Origin of the sequence: Pseudomonas viridiflava (assembly GCF_900602065.1) — a bacterium.
Taxonomy (GTDB): Bacteria; Pseudomonadota; Gammaproteobacteria; order Pseudomonadales; family Pseudomonadaceae; genus Aquipseudomonas.
In genome coordinates this window covers 282977-304098 of the sequence record NZ_UWFN01000328.1, presented here as the reverse complement: position 1 = coordinate 304098, position 21122 = coordinate 282977, and the positions used below count along the sequence as shown (strand labels likewise).

12 protein-coding genes and 1 pseudogene are annotated in these 21122 nt (G+C 58.7%); 11 read left to right on the top strand and 2 right to left on the bottom strand.

What is annotated here, in order from left to right; translation table 11 throughout:
* Positions 1–558: 558 nt before the first annotated feature.
* The 3 genes from EE949_RS25640 to EE949_RS25630 are packed head-to-tail and all read left to right on the top strand — an operon-like array spanning position 559 to position 4441.
* Complete coding sequence (locus tag EE949_RS25640) at positions 559–1011, top strand: (2Fe-2S)-binding protein (RefSeq protein WP_122666869.1); 453 nt, start codon at positions 559–561, stop codon at positions 1009–1011.
* Between the two features lie 11 nt (positions 1012–1022).
* Entirely contained in the window at positions 1023–3215 is a 2193-nt protein-coding gene (locus EE949_RS25635) for a xanthine dehydrogenase family protein molybdopterin-binding subunit (protein ID WP_122666868.1), read from the top strand.
* Positions 3216–3226: 11 nt separating this feature from the next.
* Positions 3227–4441 carry a cytochrome c gene (locus tag EE949_RS25630; RefSeq protein ID WP_122666867.1) on the top strand — a complete coding sequence of 405 codons (1215 nt, stop codon included), beginning with the start codon at positions 3227–3229 and terminating at the stop codon, positions 4439–4441.
* Positions 4442–4639: 198 nt separating this feature from the next.
* On the opposite strand, the gene EE949_RS25625 is transcribed toward EE949_RS25630, so the two are convergent.
* Positions 4640–5533, bottom strand: a complete 894-nt coding sequence (locus tag EE949_RS25625) for a GDP-mannose 4,6-dehydratase (protein ID WP_122666866.1) — start codon at positions 5531–5533, stop codon at positions 4640–4642.
* The gene (gmd, locus tag EE949_RS25620) at positions 5533–6564 is read right to left on the bottom strand and encodes a GDP-mannose 4,6-dehydratase (RefSeq protein WP_122666865.1); all 1032 of its coding nucleotides are present in this window, start codon (positions 6562–6564) and stop codon (positions 5533–5535) included. The genes EE949_RS25625 and gmd overlap by 1 nt, the downstream gene beginning before the upstream one ends.
* A gap of 382 nt (positions 6565–6946) precedes the next feature.
* Between gmd and EE949_RS30400 the strand changes: the two are divergent.
* From EE949_RS30400 to EE949_RS25585, 8 genes and pseudogenes are all read left to right on the top strand, one after another.
* Positions 6947–7717: pseudogene (locus EE949_RS30400) on the top strand (PAS domain-containing protein); the annotation flags it as partial.
* Complete coding sequence (locus tag EE949_RS30395) at positions 7706–8260, top strand: methyl-accepting chemotaxis protein (protein WP_431194228.1); 555 nt, start codon at positions 7706–7708, stop codon at positions 8258–8260. The pseudogene EE949_RS30400 and the gene EE949_RS30395, both read left to right, overlap by 12 nt.
* A 259-nt stretch (positions 8261–8519) precedes the next feature.
* Entirely contained in the window at positions 8520–9692 is a 1173-nt protein-coding gene (gene mltA, locus EE949_RS25610; RefSeq protein ID WP_122666863.1) for a murein transglycosylase A, read from the top strand.
* 400 nt (positions 9693–10092) lie between these two features.
* Positions 10093–11220: a cellulose biosynthesis protein BcsQ gene (gene bcsQ, locus EE949_RS25605; RefSeq protein WP_122666862.1), complete on the top strand. Its 1128-nt coding sequence runs from the start codon at positions 10093–10095 to the stop codon at positions 11218–11220.
* Positions 11217–13451 (top strand): UDP-forming cellulose synthase catalytic subunit, encoded by a 2235-nt coding sequence (bcsA, locus tag EE949_RS25600; RefSeq protein WP_122666861.1) that lies wholly within the window; start codon positions 11217–11219, stop codon positions 13449–13451. Before bcsQ ends, bcsA begins: the two co-directional genes overlap by 4 nt.
* On the top strand, positions 13448–15724 hold the full coding sequence (bcsB, locus tag EE949_RS25595; RefSeq protein ID WP_122666860.1) for a cellulose biosynthesis cyclic di-GMP-binding regulatory protein BcsB: 2277 nt from the start codon (positions 13448–13450) through the stop codon (positions 15722–15724). The genes bcsA and bcsB overlap by 4 nt, the downstream gene beginning before the upstream one ends.
* 230 nt (positions 15725–15954) lie before the next feature.
* Positions 15955–17100, top strand: a complete 1146-nt coding sequence (gene bcsZ, locus EE949_RS25590; RefSeq protein WP_122666859.1) for a cellulose synthase complex periplasmic endoglucanase BcsZ — start codon at positions 15955–15957, stop codon at positions 17098–17100.
* The gene (locus EE949_RS25585) at positions 17076–21110 is read left to right on the top strand and encodes a cellulose biosynthesis protein BcsC (protein WP_122666858.1); all 4035 of its coding nucleotides are present in this window, start codon (positions 17076–17078) and stop codon (positions 21108–21110) included. Before bcsZ ends, EE949_RS25585 begins: the two co-directional genes overlap by 25 nt.
* Positions 21111–21122 lie beyond the last annotated feature (12 nt).

Genomic DNA, 21122 nt, shown 5'->3' with positions numbered 1-21122 from the left:
AAGCAGCGGATGTACCGGCCTCTTCGCGAATGAATTCGCTCCCACGGGGATTTGCGTCTGGCTCCGAACCTGTGGGACCGAATTCATTCGGGAAGACGGTATTTCAGGCAACATATTAAGCAGCGGATGTACCGGCCTCTTCGCGAATGAATTCGCTCCCACAGGAGTTGTGTTTGCACGCAGACACAGACTTTCAACATAGAATCGCGCTCCATACCCCCAAACCCGGTGCTTAAGGCACGAACCCCGGAGTTATAGGCATTTCGTCCCCAGCAAGCACAAGCGTACTATTCGCGAACGACCGTATTGCTGACGATCCTCGTCAAGGTATTGCGCAAGTCACGCCGTAGAGCGGCTGCCATGCCAACTGTCTTTCTTTTTTTGCTTCTGCCAACCGGATTAATCCCTCCGGGGTTGTCATAGGCACGCTACTTTTAAATCACCCGGCAACGATCCGGGTGATCACAGAAAAACCGTACAGAACCGACACCGCTGTGGACCAGCGTCGCCAACCCGACGTATCAGCGGCTAACCGTGATGAATGCCAGAGGTTTTACGATGCAAACACTACTGATCAATGGTCAGCAGCATGAGCTGGATGTCGCTGAAGACATGCCTTTGCTCTGGGTCCTGCGCGACGTGCTGGGCCTGACAGGCACCAAATATGGCTGCGGTATTGCCCAGTGCGGCGTGTGCACGGTGCATCTGGATGGCCAGGCCGTGCGCTCTTGCGTATTGCCGGTCAGTGCCGTGGCCGGACGCAAAGTCACCACCATTGAAGCGGTCGGCGAATTGCCGGTCGGTCAGGAAGTGCAAAAAGCCTGGCTCGCCCATGAAGTCGTGCAATGCGGTTACTGCCAGCCGGGGCAGATCATGTCTGCTGTGGCGTTGTTGCAGGCGCATCCTGATGCCAACGATGAACAGATCACCGAGGCCATGGCCGGGAATCTGTGCCGTTGCGCCACCTACACGCGGATTCGTGCCGCGATCAAAAGCGTCAGTCAGGCCTGAAGGAAGACACCATGTCAGAAGTAAAAGGATCTGCAGCGACGGTGTCGCGCCGCGGGCTGCTCAAGGGTGGCGCGTTTTCGTTGGGCGGGCTGGTGATCAGCACCTGGCTCCCGCCACTGGCAACACGCAGCATGGCGGCCGAGGCCGTGAGCGCTGCACGGCTGGGTGACAAGGCCTCACCGGGCTTCGGTGCCTTTGTGCGCGTAGCACTCGACGGCCAGGTCACAGTGATCTCGCCGAAAATCGAAATGGGTCAGGGCGTGCAGACCGGCATCGCGATGATGGTCGCTGAAGAGCTGGAAGTCCCGCTCAGCTCGGTGAGGATTGAAGAGTCGCCTCCCGACGCTGCGCTGTATACCGATAACATTCTGCAATTCCAGGCCACCGGCGGTTCTTCATCGACCCGCTACACCTGGGAGCCATTGCGCAAAGCCGGAGCAACCGCACGCGTTCTGCTGATCGAAGCCGCCGCCGTTCGCTGGAACGTCGCGCCAAGCCTGTGCCGTGCCGAAAACGGCCAGGTACTGGGCCCGAACGGTAAGTCACTCGCCTATGGCGAACTGGTCGAAGCCGCTGCTGCGCTCCCGGTTCCCAAGGACGTGCCGCTCAAGGCTATCGCCGACTTCAAATTGCTGGGCACTTCCGCCCAACGTCTGGACACGCCGCACAAGGTCAACGGCTCGGCGCAGTTCACCATCGACGTGAAAATCCCCGACATGCTCATCGCTTCGTCGCTGACCTGCCCGGTCCACGGCGGCAAGCTGCGCAGCGTGAAAGACGAGGCGGCCCGTAAAGTCCCCGGCGTGCGCGATGTGGTCCGCCTGGAGAATGCCGTCGCCGTTACCGCGACCAATTTCTGGTCTTGCCAGCAAGCGCTCAAGGCGCTGGAAATCGAATGGGACCTCGGTCCGCATGCGTCGATTGATTCCGCACAGCTGGACAAGGAGCTGCTGGATGCCAGTTCCAAAGACGGCGTGTTCGCCAAGCAGACCGGTGATATCGGCGCGGCGCTGAAGAACGCCTCAAGCCAGTTCGAAGCCGTGTACCAGCAACCGTTCCTGTCTCACTCGCCGCTGGAGCCGATGACCTGTGTGGCCCACGTTCGCCCTGACATGTGCGAGCTGTGGGTCGGTTGCCAAGCCCCTGGCTTCGCGCAAATGGGCGCGGCCAAGGTTGCCGGTTTGCCTGTGGATAAAGTAGTTATCCACAACCAGCTCATCGGCGGCGGCTTTGGCCGTCGTCTGGAGTCGGACTTCATCTTCCAGGCCGTGGACATTGCTCGACAGCTCAGCTACCCGATCAAACTGATCTGGAGCCGCGAAGAGGACATGACCCACGACAAGTACCGCCCGCATTACGTGGATCGCATGAATGCAGCGCTGGGCAAGGACGGCAAACCCGTTGGTTGGGAACATCGCATCGCTGGCGCTTCAGTCATGGCTGCCTACGTCGGCAAGCTGCCGGAAAGCGGCGTGGACGCTGACGCCGTCGAAGTGGCCATCGATCCGGTCTACAAACTGGACAGCCTGCAAGTGCGCTACATCCGCCAAGACCCGGACGTCATTCCGGTTTCATGGTGGCGTGGCGTCGGGCCGTTGCGCAGCACCTACGCCGTCGAAAGCTTCATCGACGAGCTGGCGCACAACGCCAAAGTTGATCCGGTTGAATACCGCCTGAGCCTGATGCAGGAGCAACCCCGCGCTCAGGCCGTGCTGAAGAAGGCCGCAGAACTTGCGGACTGGAAGACCCCTTTACCAGCCGGTCACGGTCGTGGCGTTGCGGTCAGCGCAGTGTTTGGCAGCTTCGTGGCGACCATCGTCGAGCTGGAAGTGCAGGCTAACAAAGGGATGCGCATCAAGCGCCTGATCACCGTGGTGGATTGCGGCTTTGCCACCAACCCGAGGTCTGTTGAATCGCAGATGGAAGGCGGCACATTGTTCGGCCTGTCGGCTGCGCTGTTCAACGAAATCCTCATCGAGAAAGGCCAGGTGGTGCAGACCAACTTCCACGCCTATCGGCAAATCCGCATGAGTGATGCACCGCCTGTTGAGGTGCATGTGATCAAGAGTGAAGAAAGCCCCGGTGGTGTCGGTGAGACCGGTGCAGTGCCTGCCGCTGCCGCGTTGGTCAATGCCGTGTTCGCCGCGTCGAAAGTACGCGAGCGTCGTTTGCCACTGAGCCGTTTCGGCTATTTCACTCTTTGAGGAGCGCTGTTATGAAAACGTTGAATTATGCGCTCGCCGTGCTGGGTGCAAGCTTTGCGCTCACGGCTCAGGCTGCGGATCAAAGCCTCATCAGCAAAGGCGAGTACCTGACTCGTGCGGCTGATTGCGTGGCGTGTCACGTGGTACCGGGTGGTAAACCCTTTGCCGGTGGGCTGGAATTCAAGCTGCCATTCGGTACGCTGTATTCGCCCAACATCACCCCCGATAAAGAAACCGGGATTGGCAACTGGACCGACGACGAGTTCGTCAGTGCCCTGCAAAAAGGTGTCGGCAAAGACGGTAAGCATTACTACCCGGCGTTCCCGTACACCTCTTACACGCTGATGCCGCGTGAAGACATTCTGGCGATCAAGGCCTATCTGTTCAGCCTTGAGCCGATCAGCCAGAAGCCGAAAGAGAATGATCTGGCGTTCCCGTTCAACCAGCGCTGGGGCATGTTCTTCTGGAACGCGATCTTTGCCGGTAACGAGCGGTTTGTGCCTGACAGCAAGCAGTCGGCCGAATGGAACCGTGGCGCCTATCTGGTTCAAGGCCCTGGCCACTGCGGCGAATGCCACACGCCGCGCAATATCTTCCAGGCCATGAGCAGCGGCAAATCCCTGGCCGGTGGCGAAATTGGCAACTGGCGCGCTTACAACATCAGCTCTGACCCGAAACACGGGATCGGTGCCTGGCCGCAGGAAGCCTTGGTGAGCTACCTGTCCAAAGGTTACGCGCCGGGTTATGGCGGTGCGGGTGGGCCGATGGCGGATGCTGTCGAACACAGCCTGCGCTACCTGACGCCGGAAGACGTGAACGCCATCGTCGTGTACCTCAAGTCCACACCTGCACGTAGCGAAGGTGTGCCGCGGCCGACGGCTGCCGTTAACGACAAGCCGGAAAAAGGCCTGGGCAACAAGGTCTTCACCGACTCCTGCGTGGGCTGCCACCGCCTGGACGGCACGGGTAATCAGTCGGCCATTGCGACCTTGATTGGTCTGAAAACAGTCAACGACCCGGCAGGCACCAACCTGATGGCAACGTTGCTGGAAGGCCACACCCAAGGCATGCTCCGCGCCGACCAACGCATGCCCGACTTCGCCCGCGCCTACAACGACACCGAGCTGGCAGCGGTCAGCACGTTTGTATTGCGCCGGTTTGGGCAGAGCAACGGTGAAGTGAAGGCTGAGGATGTAGCGAAATCGAGAGAGGCTTCGTTGCACTGATTGGCGGTGCTTATCATTTAAATTGAAATGCTCTCCTCTGTGGGAGCCGGGCTTGGCCTGGGCGGCATTCCGACGATAAGGCTGGACGCGATCTAAAGAGAATCGCGCCAGCCTTATCGTCGGAATGCCGCCCAGGCCAAGCCCAGCTCCCACAGAGGATTCCCATTCCAATTCAAGATGTGGGTCATTAGCCGTGCATCAGCCTTCCAACATCCACCGCAACGTCTCTTTCAGCGGCGGTGTCTGCCAGTTCGGCACCAGGCCGCGCAGGCGCGAGTTATCCCCGCACAACGTCTTCACTTCATTCTCCCGGACAAACGCCGGATTCACTTCGGTGATGATTTGATGCCCGGTGATTTCGCTGCACATGTCGATCACTTCGCGCAGCGAATGAGTGACGCCCGAGCTGACGTTGATGGTCTGGCCGATAGGCTGAACTTCCAGCAAACCCCGATACGCACTGACCACCGCGCGCACATCACTGAAGTCTCGCCACACATCGAGGTTGCCCAGCTCGATCCTGTCCGCCTTGCGCAAAAAGTGGGAAACGATCTTGGGCAACAGGAAGTTCTCGTCCTGCCCCACGCCGGTGTAGTTGAACGGGCGGGCGATGACGATAGGCAGGCGGGTATGCCAGAGGCTGGCCATGTACTCCATGGCTATTTTGCTGACAGCGTAATCATTGGCAGGCGAAGGCGCGGTGGCTTCATTCAGCAACCCTTCTGACGTGTTGCCGTAGACATTCGCGCTGCTCGCGATCAGCACACAGTCCGGGGTTTTGCCGCACGCATCGATGGCTTCCAGCAGGTTGCGAGTGCCAATCAGGTTGACCTGATAAAACGCATCCGCCACTCCATGTCCGACAAATGCCACTGCGGCAAGATGCACCACAATGTCAGGCTGGATTTCGGCCAACAGCTTTTGCAGTGCTGCAGTGTCCGCCAGATCGACCTGGTAATAACCCGCTTCTTCAGAGGGCTGACGACCAATGCCGATGACCTCACAGCCCTGGGCTTTGAGTTCTGCGGCCATGTAGCGGCCGGTAAAACCGTGAATGCCGGTAATCAACGCGCGCTTGCCAGCAATACTCATCAGAAGCTGATGCCTCTTTCGTTACGCAGCAGGTCTGCTTCAACCATCATTCGGCACAGCTCCTCAAGCGTGGTTTTAGACTCCCAGCCGAGAATTTTCTTGGCTTTGGCCGGGTCACCGATCAGCAGTTCGACCTCGTTCGGGCGATAAAATTTCGGATTGACCGTCACCAGTACCTTGCCCGTTTCGCTATCCCGCGCGTGCTCTTCTTCTCCTGTGCCTTTCCACTCGATGTCCATGCCGACGGCCTTGAACGTCATGGTGACGAAGTCCCGTACGGTTTCTACGCGGTTGGTGGCGAGGATAAAGGTGTCCGGCTCGTCAGCCTGAAGCATGCGCCACATGCCTTCCACGTACTCTTTGGAGTAGCCCCAGTCGCGCTTGGCGTCCATGTTGCCCAGTGAAAATGACTCAAGCTGGCCCAGTTTGATCTTGGCCACAGAGTCAGTAATTTTGCGGGTCACGAACTCCAGCCCGCGCAGAGGTGATTCGTGATTGAACAGAATCCCGCTGGTGCCAAAAATGCCATAGGACTCGCGGTAGTTGATGGTCATCCAGTGCGCATAAAGCTTGGCCACCCCATAAGGGCTGCGCGGGTAAAAAGGCGTGCTTTCAATTTGCGGGATGGCCTGCACCTTGCCGAACATCTCGGAGGTGGATGCCTGATAGAAGCGAATCTTCGGGTTAACGATACGAATGGCTTCCAGCAGGTTAACGACGCCCACACCGGTAATTTCTGCCGTCGTGAACGGCTGCTCAAACGAAACGCCGACGAAGCTCTGGGCGGCCAGGTTATAGATTTCCGTGGCTTCGGTTTTCTGCAGCAAACGGATGCTGGCCGATAAGTCAGTCAGGTCGTATTCAACCAGGTGCAGGTTGGGGTGGTTCTGAATGCCCAGCTCATTGATACGCCAGAAATTGACTGAGCTGGTGCGGCGGTAAGTGCCATAGACGGTGTAGCCTTTTTCGAGCAGCAATTCGCTCAAGTAGGCTCCATCCTGCCCTGTAATACCGGTAACGATTGCTTTCATACGATGGCTTTCAACTCCATTCAAGAGGATAGAGCGGTCACCGCTTCTGGGTCTTCATGACCTGAACGGCATGGGGCGACCATCCTTGAGACTGCGGGGGAGACGTTGCGCGAGACCCTAGCCATGCTAGACGACGTACCCGCCAAGTAAAGGTGGCAGGCAACATCTTGCAAAAAAAACGCGCCGTTGCGGAAAGTCTGCTTTATTCATTCATACGGGGGTAAGTGGTGAGTGCGGCAGGGTCCAACCTCAGGCATTCGGCGGCGTGTAGCGCGTTTGCAGGGCGGGACTTGAAATCTGACAAAGGGTCATTCAGCCGTTCTTATCGCCTGCCGATAACCGGAAACACAATTACACACTTAACAGATTGATCGGTGGCCTAATGTTTAACACTCGCTTGAAAAAGGAATTACAGGCGCAACAAGCCGAGTTGGATATTTATAGGCAGATGGAAGCTGGCATGAATGCGCAGATGCTCTCCATCACCCTCGATCCCAACTATCGCGTTACTGATATCAATGCCAATTTCCTCAAGTCGCTGGGCTACAGCGCCGAGCACGTGCGTGGGCGCTCCATGGATGAACTGGTGCCTTCCTACGTTAAACAGCTCGATTGTTATCGCAATCTGAGGGCTGCAGTGGATGCTGGCACATCGGTTATCGATAACTACCGCTTCCTCAAATTGGATGGCAGCCTGGCCTGGGTGCGGGCTATCTGGTATCCGATCATGGGCGCAGACGGCAAGCTGTCGCAGATCCGTTGCTTCGGCTCAGACATCACCGAGGCGATTGAGCTGGCGACGGAAAACGCCGGGTTCATCCAGGCGCTGCTGCGCTCTACTGCGGTCATCGAGTTTGATCTTGGCGGGCATGTGATTACTGCCAACGATCAGTTTCTGCGTGGCATGGGTTACAGCCTTTCGCAGATCAAGGGCAAGCATCACAGTATGTTTTGCGAGCCTGAAGAAACCTCTTCATCGAAGTACAAAGAATTCTGGGCGACCTTGAACCGTGGTGAATTCGTCGCTAGCCGGTTCAAGCGTATCGATGCCCATGGTCGCGTGGTCTGGCTGGAGGCGACGTATAACCCGGTACACGACGCTCAGGGCAAGCTCTATAAAGTCGTCAAGTTCGCCACCGTAGTGACGGATCAGGTCGAGCGCGAGGTGGAGGTCAGCGAGGCGGCGGGTGTTGCTTTCGAAATATCCCAGCGTACAGATTTGAGCGCTCAGCGTGGCGCGACGGTGGTGCAGGATACCGTGGATACCATGCGCAAGATTTCTGACGAGATGCAGTCGGCGTCTGAAGGGATTGAAGCGCTCGGCAAACAGTCGTTGCTGATCAGCTCCATCGTGCAGACCATTGGCGGGATTGCCCAGCAAACCAACCTGCTGGCACTCAACGCGGCCATCGAAGCGGCGCGCGCCGGTGAGCAGGGCCGAGGTTTTGCGGTGGTAGCCGATGAGGTCCGGCAACTGGCCGGGCGCACCAGTACCGCCACCGAAGAAATCGTCAGCGTGGTGCAGCAGAACCAGAATCTGGTAGATGCAGCCGTGCGCGGAATGGCCAACAGTCGAGGCCAGGCTGAGCAAGGATTGGGGCTGGCAAACGACGCGGGTTCGGTGATCGTCGAAATCCAGGAAGGTGCCCGACAGGTGGTAGGGGCCGTGAGCCGGTTTGCCAATCAGTTGAAGTGAGGCTGAGTGCAATGGCTTGAATTGGAATCGGGTCTTGTGGGAGCGGTGCTTGCCCGCGATAAACGATAACTCGGTATGCCTGCGAACTGCGACACATGCATCGTCGGAATGCCGCCCAGACCAAGCACCGCTCCCACAAGAGATCGGGTTTCTTCAATCATCACCTGTATCGCCTGACTTAAAACCTTGCCCTTTGGACACGCGTCCGGCCATTGAGTACCCTTGCCAGCCAAACCGCTCCAGGGGAGCCGCAGTGCTCATGAACCTCTCTTTCAAGCAATGGCGCAAGGGCGTTGCCTTGGCCGTGCCTTTTGCCATTCTGCTCGCTGGCTGTGATGGCGGTGATAAACAGCCTGCGCCGCCACCAGAACCACCAGCACCGCCGCATACCACTTATACCCAGGCCAGCTGGGATGCGTTGCCTGCTGTCTCGGATTCGGATCTGCAAGCCGGTTTTGCCTCATGGCGTAGCGCCTGTGTGCGTCTCAAAACCGATGCGGTCTGGGGCGCGACCTGCGCTGCCGCTGCTGCAGTGCCCCTGGATGCAGGTGCTGCGCAGATTCGCAGCTTTCTGCAGGAAAACCTTCAGGTCTACGGCATGCGCTCCGCTACCGGCAGCGCTGACGGCTTGATCACCGGCTATTACGAGCCGGTCTATCCCGGCAGCCTGACCAAAACGGCCAAGGCCTCGGTACCGATCTACGGCGTACCTGACGATCTGATCATTGTGAACCTGGAAAGCATTTACCCGGAGCTCAAAGGCAAACGTCTGCGCGGACGTCTCGAAGGTCGCGTGCTCAAGCCTTACGATGATGCCGCAACCATCAATGCTCAAGGCCTGAATGCACCCGTGGTGGCCTGGCTGACTGATCCGATGGATCTGCAGTTCCTGCAAATTCAGGGCTCGGGCCGGGTTCGTCTGGATAACGGCAAACAGATTCGCATCGCTTACGCTGATCAGAACGGCAGGCCTTACCGGGCCATTGGTCGCTGGCTGGTGGAGCAGGGAGCGATTCCCAAAGAAGACGTCACCATGGGCAGCATCGCTGCATGGGCCAAAGCCAACCCGTTACGCATCCCCGAGCTATTGGGCAGCAACCCCAGCTATGTTTTTTTCACCCGTAACCCTGACAGCAACGAAGGACCCCGCGGTTCGTTGAATGTGCCATTGACGGCCGGCTACAGCGTCGCGATCGACCGCAAAGTCATTCCGCTGGGCAGCCTGCTCTGGCTATCAACGACCCGGCCGGACGGTTCCGCTCTGGTTCGTCCGGTTGCTGCTCAAGATACAGGCGGTGCGATTGCCGGTGAGGTGCGTGCTGATTTGTTCTGGGGCACGGGTGACGATGCGGGGTATCTGGCCGGTGACATGAAGCAGAAGGGCAATATCTGGTTGCTGTGGCCTAAAGGAATGCCAGTGCCTCAGGAATAGTGGTCAACATACCCCAGCAGCCAACGAGTAATACTTTAGTAAGCCCCGGACGGTGTTCAAACACCGTGTCGGGGCTTTTTTTTGAGCAAAATTCGATTGTGCCCAACAACGTCGCGCTTTCGCCCATAGCGCATTAGTGATGCATCAAACAAGTGCAAAAGAGGGTTGGCTGACGAGCTGCAGGCCTTGCTCCCTATGGTTTTGAACGTATCTATCGTTTTGCACGACGTCTTTCCGTCGCCAAAGATATGACGTTTTTCTGTCGCAGACACCGCTCATCTGGAAAGTTCCATTCGGGTGTTACAAAATATTGACACCATCATATTGATATCACACAGTTGGTACTAATATTTTCGTATGAGCTGATGCTCAGCTAGCTGGTAGTCAGAGGTCGGCTTCAATGAAACGCGCAGATGATGTTGGAAATCTGTTCCGAAGTTTCGGGGCAAGTACGGACAGCTACCTGGAAATTGAAGGCGACTTCGACTACAAGGAAAAGCCGTCCGTGCGGCCCGCCGGGGTCCTTGCGGTATCCCCAGTCGTGACGCCGGAAGAACCACAGGCAAGCGAGGCTCTCCAGCCGTTGCAGGCACAGAGTCTCGCCAGCGAGATCCAGCCGCGTCCGGCTTCGACCCCGCTGCAGAATCTGTTGCGGGAAGTGGCTCGCGCCCGTGAAGCGGAGGCAGCTGCGCGTAACCAGCAGGCACTGCTGCAATCGCTCGGTAAAGAACCGCTCAAGCCCTTGAAAGCACAGGTTGTCGCCGTCGTCTCCCCTAAAGGCGGCGTGGGCAAGACCACCCTCAGTGCCGGCCTTGCAACTGTGCTGCGACTGCAAGGCGGGCAAACCCTGGCCATCGACCTCGATCCGCAAAGTGCCTTGCAGTACCACCTGCAAGTCAGTCCGGATGTTGCGGGTATGGGCAATGCCAGCCTGCTGGGCGAGAACTGGCGCTCCTTGTTGCTGCCGGGTTCGGCGGGCACGCAATTGCTGCCGTACGGCATGTTGAATGAAGAGGAACGCCGCACGCTGGAGCGTTATCTGGACAGTGATCCGCAGTGGCTCGCCCGGCAGTTGGCGCGCATGGATCTGGGCGAGCGTGATGTCGTGGTGATCGACACGCCTCCAGGCCGCACGGCTTATCTGGAGCAAGTACTGACTGTGGCGGACCATATTCTGGTCGTCGCCACCGCAGACGCCGCCTCCTACCAGACGCTCGATCAAATGGAGCGTCTGCTCTCGACAAGCAGGCCGCGCTCAACCCCGTTCACGTGCAGTTACGTCATCAACCAGTTCGATGCCTCGCGAGCGTTCTCGCGCGACATGCTGGTGGTGCTTGAACGCCGCTTGGGCAGGCAATTGCTGGGTGTCGTGAATGTCGATCATGACATCAGCGAGGCCCTGGCTTATGGTCGCAACCCACTCGAAGGCGCCTGCGCCTCTGAAGGTTGCAAGGACATGCTGGCCCTGGGCCGAGCCATGACCGCTCAACTAATGACGCAGAAAGCCAAAGAGTCCTACATCTCATGACCTCGGTAGTACCTGAAGTGTCCCGGCCGCGGACACGCGCAGAACTGTGCCTGAATGCCCTTGCGAAGACTGTCGACGGCTTGCCCGTTGGCCTCGCTCGGGCGCTTAAATTCACCGCTTTCGCGGTTGGCCTGGTACTGATGCTATTTGTCGTCACCGCGCCTCTGGAGCTGTACGCCCAGTGTGCGTTTGGCCTGCTGTGCTTCGCCGCCATGATGGTGCTTCGCAAGTTCCCGGGGCGAGTCTCGGTGCTGGCGTTGATCATGCTGTCGCTGACGGCGTCGCTGCGCTACATGTACTGGCGCCTGACCTCGACCCTGGACTTCGACAACTGGCTGGACAGCGTGTTGGGCTACGGCCTGATCGTGGCGGAGTTCTACACCCTGGTGGTTATTGTGCTGGGTTATGTGCAGACCGCCTGGCCGCTGCGTCGCAAGCCGGTAATCATGACCGGCCCGCCAAGCGAATGGCCAACCGTAGACGTGTTCATCCCTTCGTACAACGAAGCACTGAGCATCGTGAAACTGACCATTTTTGCTGCTCAAGCCATCGACTGGCCTCGGGACAAGCTCAATGTGTATGTGCTTGATGACGGGCGTCGTGAGGACTTTCGTGAGTTCTGCGAGCAGATCGGTGTTGGCTACATCGTGCGCGACAACAACCGTCATGCCAAAGCCGGCAACCTTAACGAAGCACTCAAGGTTACCCACGGCGAATACATCGCGATGTTCGACGCGGACCACGTGCCGACCCGTTCTTTCCTGCAAGTGACCATGGGCTGGTTCCTCAAGGACCCGAAGCTCGCCATGCTGCAGACGCCGCACTTTTTCTTCTCTCCGGATCCCTTCGAGAAGAATCTGGACACGTTCCGCTCCGTGCCCAACGAAGGCGAGCTGTTCTACGGTCTGCTGCAAGACGGCAACGACCTGTGGAACGCGACCTTCTTCTGTGGCTCCTGTGCCGTATTGCGCCGTACCAGCTTGCTGGAAGTTGGCGGCGTTGCAGTCGAAACCGTCACCGAAGATGCCCACACCGCGCTCAAATTGAACCGCAAGGGCTACAACACCGCCTACCTGGCGATCCCGCAAGCCGCAGGCCTGGCAACTGAAAGCCTCTCGCGACATATCGCGCAGCGTATTCGCTGGGCGCGGGGCATGGCGCAAATCTTCCGCACCGACAACCCGCTGCTCGGCAAAGGGCTGAAGCTGGGCCAGCGCCTGTGTTATGCCAACGCCATGCTGCACTTCTTCTACGGTTTACCGCGTCTGGTGTTCCTCACCGCGCCCCTGGCGTACCTGCTGTTCGGCGCAGAGGTCATGCACGCATCGGCCCTGATGATTACCGCCTACGTGCTGCCGCATATTTTCCACGCCAGCCTGACCAACTCCGCCGTTCAGGGTCGGTTCCGGCATTCGTTCTGGAACGAGGTCTACGAGGCTGTTCTGGCCTGGTACATCATGGGGCCGGTGTTGATGGCCATGATCAACCCCAAGTTTGGCGGCTTCAACGTGACCGACAAGGGCGGGATCGTTGACGAGAAATACTTCGACTGGACACTGGCGCGCCCTTACATCGTGTTGCTGGGGCTGAATGCCACGGTGTTCTGCATCGGCATCTACACCCTGTTTCATAGTGGCTGGAACAACGATGCGGCCACGTTGACCCTGGTGATCAACATGGCGTGGACCATCTACAACATCATGATCACCAGCGCTGCGATCGCGGTCGCCAGCGAGACACGCCAGGTGCGTACCGAGCCTCGGGTGCAGGTGAAGTTGCCGGTGCGTGTCACCCGCGCCGATGGCAGTCAGATCGACGGCGTGACTCAGGATTTCTCCCAGACCGGCCTTGGCCTGAAGTTGCCTGCAGATGCCGGCATCCAGAATGGCGAAGTCATCCAGATTGCGCTATTCCGCAAAAACTACAGCAGCGAGTTCCCGGCCAACGTGGTGTTTACCCGCAATGGCGATATCGGTGCGCGCTTCATCGACCTGTCGCTGCGTCAGCAAAGCGAACTGGTGCGTCTGACGTTCGCCCGTGCCGACACCTGGGCTGCGAGTTGGGGGCAGGGCAAGCCCGACTCCCCGTTGGTGGCATTGCGCGAAGTGGGTCAGATCGGCTGGCGCGGTGTCTGCGAGCTGTTCAACGCCACACGCAACGACATCGGTCGACTTCTCTGGTGGCGTCGCCGCTCTTCCAAAACTTCTGAAAACTCTCTGGAAATGCCATGACTTCTTCGTATTTCGTACGCGGGAACCGGCCCGTTAATGGCAATACGCTGAAACGGCTTTCTTCCGTGCTGGCTTTGCTCGTCAGTACCTCGGTATTGGCAGACACCGCTGCCGTGACAACCGAGACCCCGGCCGCCAGCAGCGACTACAGTCTGACGTTCAAGCAGCTTGGCCGTGTTTACCCGATGGTGTTGCGCGGTGTTGAATCCGCCGACGGGGTCAACTTCGATATCCGTGCCGACCAGATTGTCACCGGCGCGCGACTGAAGCTTGAATACAGCTACTCACCGGCCCTGCTTGAAGACATGTCGCAGCTCAATGTGATGGTCAACGATGAAGTGGCCGCCAGCCTGCCTCTGAGTAAAGAAGGCGCAGGCAAGCCCCAGACACAGATTGTCGAAATCCCTTCGCACCTGATCACTGAGTTCAACCGCCTGAGCCTGCAGTTTATCGGGCACTACACGATGAGCTGTGAAGACCCGTTGCACTCCAGCCTGTGGGCGAGAGTGGGCAATACTTCGCAACTGGAGATTCAAGTCACGCCGCTGACGACGGCAAACGATCTGGCGGCATTGCCCCAGCCGTTTTTTGATCGTCGCGATGCCCGCCTTTTGAATTTGCCTATCGTGTTCGGCGCTACGCCGGACAACGGAACCGTGGAAGCGGCCGGTGTGCTGTCGTCCTGGTTCGGCTCGCTGGCAAGCTACCGTGGTTCGGTGTTCCCTGCCCAGATCAACAGCTTGCCAGCCACCGGCAATGCCGTGGTACTGGTCAATGGCAGCACCGCGCAAGACATCGGCGGCCTGAGCATTCCGGCGGCCAAAGGCCCGACGTTGTCGGTCGTGACCAATCCCAACGATGCCAACGGCAAGATTCTGGTCGTCAGTGGGCGCGACACGGCAGAGCTCAAGCGCGCAGCCACCGCTCTCGTGCTGGGGCGCCAGACACTGTCCGGTGAAAGTGTAGTCATCGACAGCCTCCAGGCCTTGCCACCACGCAAGCCCTACGACGCGCCTTACTGGGTGCCAAGCGATCGTCCGGTGAAGCTGGGTGAATTGCTCGAAGCCAAAAAATTCAATGTCGCGGGCTACAACCCCGGTGACATCGTGGTGCCGCTTAACTTCCCGCCAGATCTGTCCAGCTGGCAAGAAGACGGCGCGCCGCTGAATCTTAAATATCGCTACACGCCTCAGCAGACTTCGACCAACTCGTCGCTGACCGTCAGCCTCAATGATCGTCTGATTGAAGCCAAGCAGTTGCCGTCCCTGGAAAAGCTCGACAAGAGCCTGCTGGCGAAGATCAAGAAAGAAGATGACAGCCTGTCCCGTGAAACGCGCATGTTGCTGCCGCTCAACTCGGTAGCTCTGCAGTCGCGTCTGCAACTGCGCTACATGTTCGACTACATCCGTCAGGGTGAATGTCAGGACATCATCATCGACAACATGCGCGCCGGTATCGACCCGGATTCGACGCTGGACCTGAGCGGCTACAAGCACTTCATCGCAATGCCTAACCTGGGCGTGTTCAAGGACTCAGGCTTCCCGTTCACGCGCATGGCTGACCTTTCGGAAACAGCTGTTGTTTTGCCTGATAACGCCGGTGCAGCGGAGCTGAGTGCCTACCTGACAATCCTTGGTCGGTTCGGGCAGTCAACGGGTTATCCGGCGACTGCGGTTACCGTTACTCAGGCCGCGCAAGTGGCTTCAGTTGCTGGCAAAGATTTGCTGGTTCTGGCTTCTGGCGATAATCAGCCGCTGCTCAAGCAATGGGCCAATCAGTTGCCCATCGTTGCCAATGATGCTCAGCAGAGTTTCAAGCTCTCCAACCTGTCGTTCCGCCTGCGTGACTGGGTGAGCCCGGATCTGGAAGCCAATCAGCGAAATGCGCGCATGGCTCTGGCGTTCTCTGGTGAAAAACGCAGCTCTTACCTGACCGGCTTTGAATCGCCCCTGCAGAGTGGTCGCAGCGTGGTGGTGATTTCCAGCGGTACGCCGGAAACCCTTCAGGACGTGACCAACGCTGTCACCGGCAATGAAGATTACACCCAGGCGATTCAGGGCAGCCTCGTGGTCGTGCATGGCAAGACTGTTGAGCCATTGCTGGCCGAAGAGCTGTATCACGTCGGCTCGCTGGGGTTCTTCAAGAACCTGCAATGGCAGCTGTCGCGCAACGTGCTGTTGATGATGATTGTGTCTGCTTTCGGTATCGCGTTGCTGACGTTGTTGTCCTACGTCGCCCTCCGCGCGCGGGCCCGTGAAAGAGTCGAAGGCTGATGTCTTTCACCTCGAACACTGCTCAATCGTGCAGCCAACACCATTCCCTGTGGGAGCGGTGCTTGCCCGCGATAAGGGCGACTCGGTCCAGGATAAGTCGCGGTGTTCTTATCGCGGGCAAGCACCGCTCCCACATAACGTCGCATTCATCAGTGAATTCCGGGTTGTTTGATACGAGCAAGCCTTCCGGGCTTCAGAGGTCCTTCCGTGTTCTTGCCCTGGGACTATCGATGCTGCTACCAACGCTAGCCCAGGCACGTACCTGCGAAGTCACGACCTGGCCGTTGTGGCAGACCTTCGATAAGCACTTCGTGCAGGCCGATGGCCGTGTGCTCGACGCCAGCACCCCGCAGCTAAACAGCTCCTCGGAAGGCATGTCCTACAGCATGTTCTTTGCCCTGGTCGCTAATGATCGGGCCAGTTTTGATCTGTTGTGGCACTGGGCGCAGAACAATCTGGCGGCTGGCGATATCAGCACGCATCTGCCTGCATGGCTCTGGGGCAGGGATGAAGCGGGTGCGTGGCGTGTGCTGGACGACAATTCGGCGTCCGACGCGGATTTGTGGTTTGCCTACGCGCTGCTTGAAGCCGGGCGCTTGTGGGACAACGACGAATATACCGAGGCCGCCCGCAAGATCCTGAACAACGTGGTCACTCAGGAAGTTGCCGATCTACCCGGCCTGGGCAAAATGCTCTTGCCGGGTTTTCGCGGTTTCGTGAAGCCTGATCAATGGATGCTCAACCCCAGCTATATGCCGATCCCGTTGCTGCGGCGTTTTGCCGAGTTCGACCGCAACGGTCCGTGGGCTGAAATTGCCGCCAACACCGCGACCCTGATCAAGGCCGTCAGCCACAAGGGCTTTGTGGCTGACTGGGTCAGCTATCGCGCCACAGGGCCGGGTAAGGGCGAGTTCATTGTCGACCCGATCAAGGGCGAGCAGGGCAGTTACGACGCTATTCGCGTTTACTTGTGGGCGGGCATTACGCCGAGCAAGGATCCACTGGCACGGCCTATTCTCAAGCACCTCCACGGCATGCAGCGCGCCATTGCAACCAATGGCGTGCCTCCCGAAAAAGTCCAGGTCAGCAGTGCAAAACTCAGCGGCGACGGCCCTTGGGGCTTCTCTGCTGCCTTGCTGCCATACCTCGATGCGCTGGATGAAGGTTCTGAACGCAACCGTCAGGCAAAGCGCGTCCAGACGCTCATGGCGCAAAGCCTCACGCCTGATGCCGTCAAGATCGCACAACCGCCGTACTACCACTTCGTGCTGGGTCTGTTTGCCCTCGGTTACATGGATCAGCGCTACCACTTTCTCGACGACGGAAAGTTACAGACTTTCTGGGAGAAGACATGCTCTCGCACCGCCACGCAGTAATCTCAGGGGTGTTCGCCGCCCTGCTCAGCAGCAACAGTTTTGCCGCACTCGACAGTGCCGGGCAGGCCTTGCTGCAGCAGGGGCGATACTGGCAGGAGCATGACGACACAGCCCGTGCGACCGAGGTGTGGAACAAGCTATTGCTGATTGATCCGCAGCAGGCTGATGCGTTGCATGGTCTGGGCATGCTTGGGGTTACTACCAAGCGCCCGGCTCAGGCCGAGCAGTATTTACAGCTCATGCGCAAGTTTCATCCTGATGCACCGCTGACCCTGCAACTGGAGCAGGCGATCAACCTGCAAGGCGACTCCAACGAGCAACTGCTGGACCAGATCCAGATGGCCATGGCTTCTGACGAGCAAGACAAGGCGATCAGCCTGTACCGTCAGTTGTTCGCGGGCAAACCGCCGCAAGGTGAACTGGGTTTGAGGTACTACTCGTACCTCGGCTATTCGAAAGACGGTCAGAAAGAAGCGCGTCAGGGCCTTGAGCGCCTGCTGCAACAAACGCCCAATAACCCGCGTATCAAACTGGCACTGGCAAGAATTCTGACGCTGGACGAGTCGACCCGCATCGAAGGCATCAAGCGTTTGGCGCAGCTGTCCACCGTGCAGGAACTGGGCGGCGAAGCGACCGAGAGCTGGCGTCAGGCGTTGCTGTGGATGGGCTCGGCGGGTGCTGTCGAAGGGCCGCTGTACGAGAGTTATCTCAAGGCTTACCCGGATGACAGTGAAGTTCGCGAGCACTTGAACACGCTGCGCAGCGAAGGCGTAGCCGCAGAAAACTCCAACCTGAGCAGAGCTTTCAAAGCGCTGCAGAACAACCAGCTGGGTGTGGCAGAGCAGGCATTTCTGACGCGACTCAAAGACGAGCCTCAAGACAGCGATGCGCTAGGTGGCCTGGGGCTGGTGCGTCAAAAACAAGGGCGTACCAACGATGCCAATGAACTGCTCAAGCGCGCTGCTGCGGGTGGAAAGAATGCCCGCTGGCAAGCCGCGCTGGACAGTAATCGCTACTGGGATCTGCTGACTCAGGCCAGTCGTGCGCGAGCCGAACAGGATTTGCAGGGCGCACGTCGTTTGCTGCAGCAGGCCATCGCCAGCAAGCCGCGTCAGGTTGAAGGTTATGTGGCGCTGGGCGGTGTTCAGGCCGACCTGGATCAACTGGACAGCGCCGAAGCCAGTTACCGCCAGGCCCTGACGCTGGACGCGGATAATCCTGATGCGCTGGCGGGCCTGGTCACTGTTTTGTCGCAGGGCGGCAAGGCCAGCCAGGGGCTGCGCTTGATCGAAGGGCTCAATGCTGATCAGCAAAAGCGCATTGGCGATTTGCGTCCGCTGCGTGCCGCCGTTGCTGTGGGCCAGGCGAAAAACGCCGAGCGCTCGGGCGACCTCAAGGGCGCCGTTGTCGCCCAACAGGACGCGGTGCGTAATGACCCGCAAGACCCATGGGTAAGCTTCGATCTGGCGCGTTTGTATGTATTGACTGATGCGCCTGACAAGGCGCGTCAGACCGTGGCGGAACTGGTCAAAAACAATCCGCAAAAGCCCGAGGCGTTGTACGTCAGCGCGCTGATTTCGAGCCAGCTTGGCGAATGGTCAGCAGCGCAAACTACGCTGGATCGTATACCTGCCGGACAACGTTCCTCGGCCATGCAGCAACTGGCCAAGGACGTGCAAGTGCAGGCGCTGATCAGCCAGGCTTCGACGCTGACCAAACAGGGTAATCGTGCCCAGGCATTGAGTGTGCTCCGCCAGGCGGAACTCAACGTCGGCGGTAAGCCCGATCTGCTCAGCGCGGTCGCTGGCGGTTTTGCCGATGCGGGTGATACCGATCACGGTCTGGCGATCTTGCGCAGTGCTATTGCACAAAGCAGTTCTCCATCCCCGGCGCTGCAACTGGCCTATGCCGGGATCCTGCTGAAGACCGGTGATGATGTGCAGGTGAACCAGATCCTGCGTGACCTGCGGAACCAGAAACTGCAGGCATCCGAACAGCGTAGCTACGACGATTTGCTGTTCCTGTACACCGTGCGTCAAGCCGATCTGTTGCGCGAGAAGGGTGACCTGGTAGCCGCTTATGACACGCTGGCTCCTGCCCTCGCGCAACGGCCTGATGACGCGCTGGCCGTTGCTTCGTTGGCGCGCATGTTCCTCGCCAACAACGATGCCAAAAAAGCTATCGAGCTATACAAACCGCTGCTGGCGAAAAAGCCTCAGGACCCGGAACTGCAAATCGGTATGGCGCAGGCCCTGAACAAGTCTGGTGATTATCGCGGTGCAGAAGCCGCCATCGATAAAGCATTGGCACTGGCCCCGAATAACCCACAGATCCTGGCCACAGCAGCGAGCTTGTACCGCGCGCAAGGCAAGAACGCCAAGGCGTCTGAGCTGTATAGCCGTGCGCTGGCGTTGCAGGAACCGGTGAAGAAGGCGGATGCCAACCCGTTCGCGGGCGTAGTAGCCGCCAACCCCTTCGTGGGCGCTCGCGGTCAACGCAGCGAATCGCGCCTGAGCGAAAGCAGCATCAATCAGATTCCCGAGCCGGCTGAAGTACAAGTCGCTGCGGCTGAAGAAACGGCTGCTGCGCCGGTGGCATCCAATGGCCGTACGTTCAATCAGACGGCCGCCTATTCGCAGCTATCGCCTCGCACTGATGGCAATGGTCGGGTCTTGCCGGGTAAAAGCACGGCAGACTCGCCCGACCCGCGTCAGTCGATGCAGCGCGCGCTGGATCAGATCCAGCAAGAACGTAGCCCACGCGTAACGCAGGGCGTCACGTATCGCGGCAACGACAGCGAGTCCGGTCTGAGCAAAATGACCGAAGTACAAACGCCGCTGGAAATCAGCTGGCCGCTGGACGACAACCGCATCGCCTTGCGTGTCACGCCGGTTTGGCTGAATGCCGGGAGTGTGGGTTCCGATTCGGAAAACCGCTTCGGCAGTGGCCCTGCGATTCCTGGCGCTCAGTTGACTTCAGGTCTTAGCGCTACCGATGCTGCCAACTTGCAAACGGCTCTGAATGCCAGCCCTGGCAGCGCAGTGCTGAACTCGCTGGCGGGCTCCACAGGTGGCTCGATTGGTCGCCAGCAAGACAACGGTATCGGCCTGGCCCTGGCCTATGAAAACCCGTCGCTGGGTCTGAAAACCGATCTGGGCACCAGCCCGATGGGCTTCCTGTACAGCACCGTAGTTGGCGGCATCAGCCTGGATCGTTCGTTTACCGATGGCAGTGATTTCCGTTATGGCATCAGCTTGTCGCGGCGGTCGGTCACCGACAGCCTGGCATCGTTCGCAGGTGCTGAAGACCGTCGCAGTGGCTTGAAGTGGGGCGGCGTGACCGCCAATGGCGGGCGTCTGCAACTGGGTTATGACGACGGTGATGTCGGTGCATACGGTTACGGTTCGGTGCACAAGCTGGTGGGCAATAACGTTGAGTCCAACAGCCGTCTGGAAGGCGGTACCGGGGTTTACTGGTATCTGCAAAACAACGACAGCAAGCAGTTGACCGCAGGCCTGAGCCTGACCGGCATCAGCTACGACAAGAACCAGAGCAACTTCACCTACGGCAACGGCGGCTACTTCAGTCCGCAGAACTTCTTCGCCATTGGTGTGCCGGTGAGCTGGTCGCAACGCACGGATCGCTTGAGCTATTCCCTGCGCGGGTCGGTCGGCCTGCAACACATCGAGCAGGACGCTGCACCGTACTTCCCGAACGACAACGCTTTGCAGGCCGCGCTGGAGCAGGTCTCGCAGGTCTACGCCGCGTCCGGTATCAGCGTGCCGACTCAATACAGCGGACAGAACAAAACCGGGGTTGGCTACAACTTCGGCGCCAATGCCGAATACCGCTTCGGCAGCAACTTCTTTATGGGCGGTAACTTCGGCATCGATAACGCACGTGACTACAAACAGTTCACCGGTGGTTTGTACCTGCGCTACATGTTCGATGACTTCAACGGCCAGATGGCCTTGCCGGTCAGCCCTTACCGTTCCCCTTATTCCAATTAAGCGACAGGAGAT

What these genes read in the sequence shown, in the direction of transcription:
- EE949_RS25640 (WP_122666869.1), top strand. Translation starts at nt 559, where the DNA reads ATGCAAACACTACTGATCAATGGTCAGCAGCATGAGCTGGATGTCGCT.
- EE949_RS25635 (WP_122666868.1), top strand. Translation starts at nt 1,023, where the DNA reads ATGTCAGAAGTAAAAGGATCTGCAGCGACGGTGTCGCGCCGCGGGCTG.
- EE949_RS25630 (WP_122666867.1), top strand. Translation starts at nt 3,227, where the DNA reads ATGAAAACGTTGAATTATGCGCTCGCCGTGCTGGGTGCAAGCTTTGCG.
- EE949_RS25625 (WP_122666866.1), bottom strand. Translation starts at nt 5,533, where the DNA reads ATGAGTATTGCTGGCAAGCGCGCGTTGATTACCGGCATTCACGGTTTT.
- gmd (WP_122666865.1), bottom strand. Translation starts at nt 6,564, where the DNA reads ATGAAAGCAATCGTTACCGGTATTACAGGGCAGGATGGAGCCTACTTG.
- mltA (WP_122666863.1), top strand. Translation starts at nt 8,520, where the DNA reads ATGAACCTCTCTTTCAAGCAATGGCGCAAGGGCGTTGCCTTGGCCGTG.
- bcsQ (WP_122666862.1), top strand. Translation starts at nt 10,093, where the DNA reads ATGAAACGCGCAGATGATGTTGGAAATCTGTTCCGAAGTTTCGGGGCA.
- bcsA (WP_122666861.1), top strand. Translation starts at nt 11,217, where the DNA reads ATGACCTCGGTAGTACCTGAAGTGTCCCGGCCGCGGACACGCGCAGAA.
- bcsB (WP_122666860.1), top strand. Translation starts at nt 13,448, where the DNA reads ATGACTTCTTCGTATTTCGTACGCGGGAACCGGCCCGTTAATGGCAAT.
- bcsZ (WP_122666859.1), top strand. Translation starts at nt 15,955, where the DNA reads ATGCTGCTACCAACGCTAGCCCAGGCACGTACCTGCGAAGTCACGACC.
- EE949_RS25585 (WP_122666858.1), top strand. Translation starts at nt 17,076, where the DNA reads ATGCTCTCGCACCGCCACGCAGTAATCTCAGGGGTGTTCGCCGCCCTG.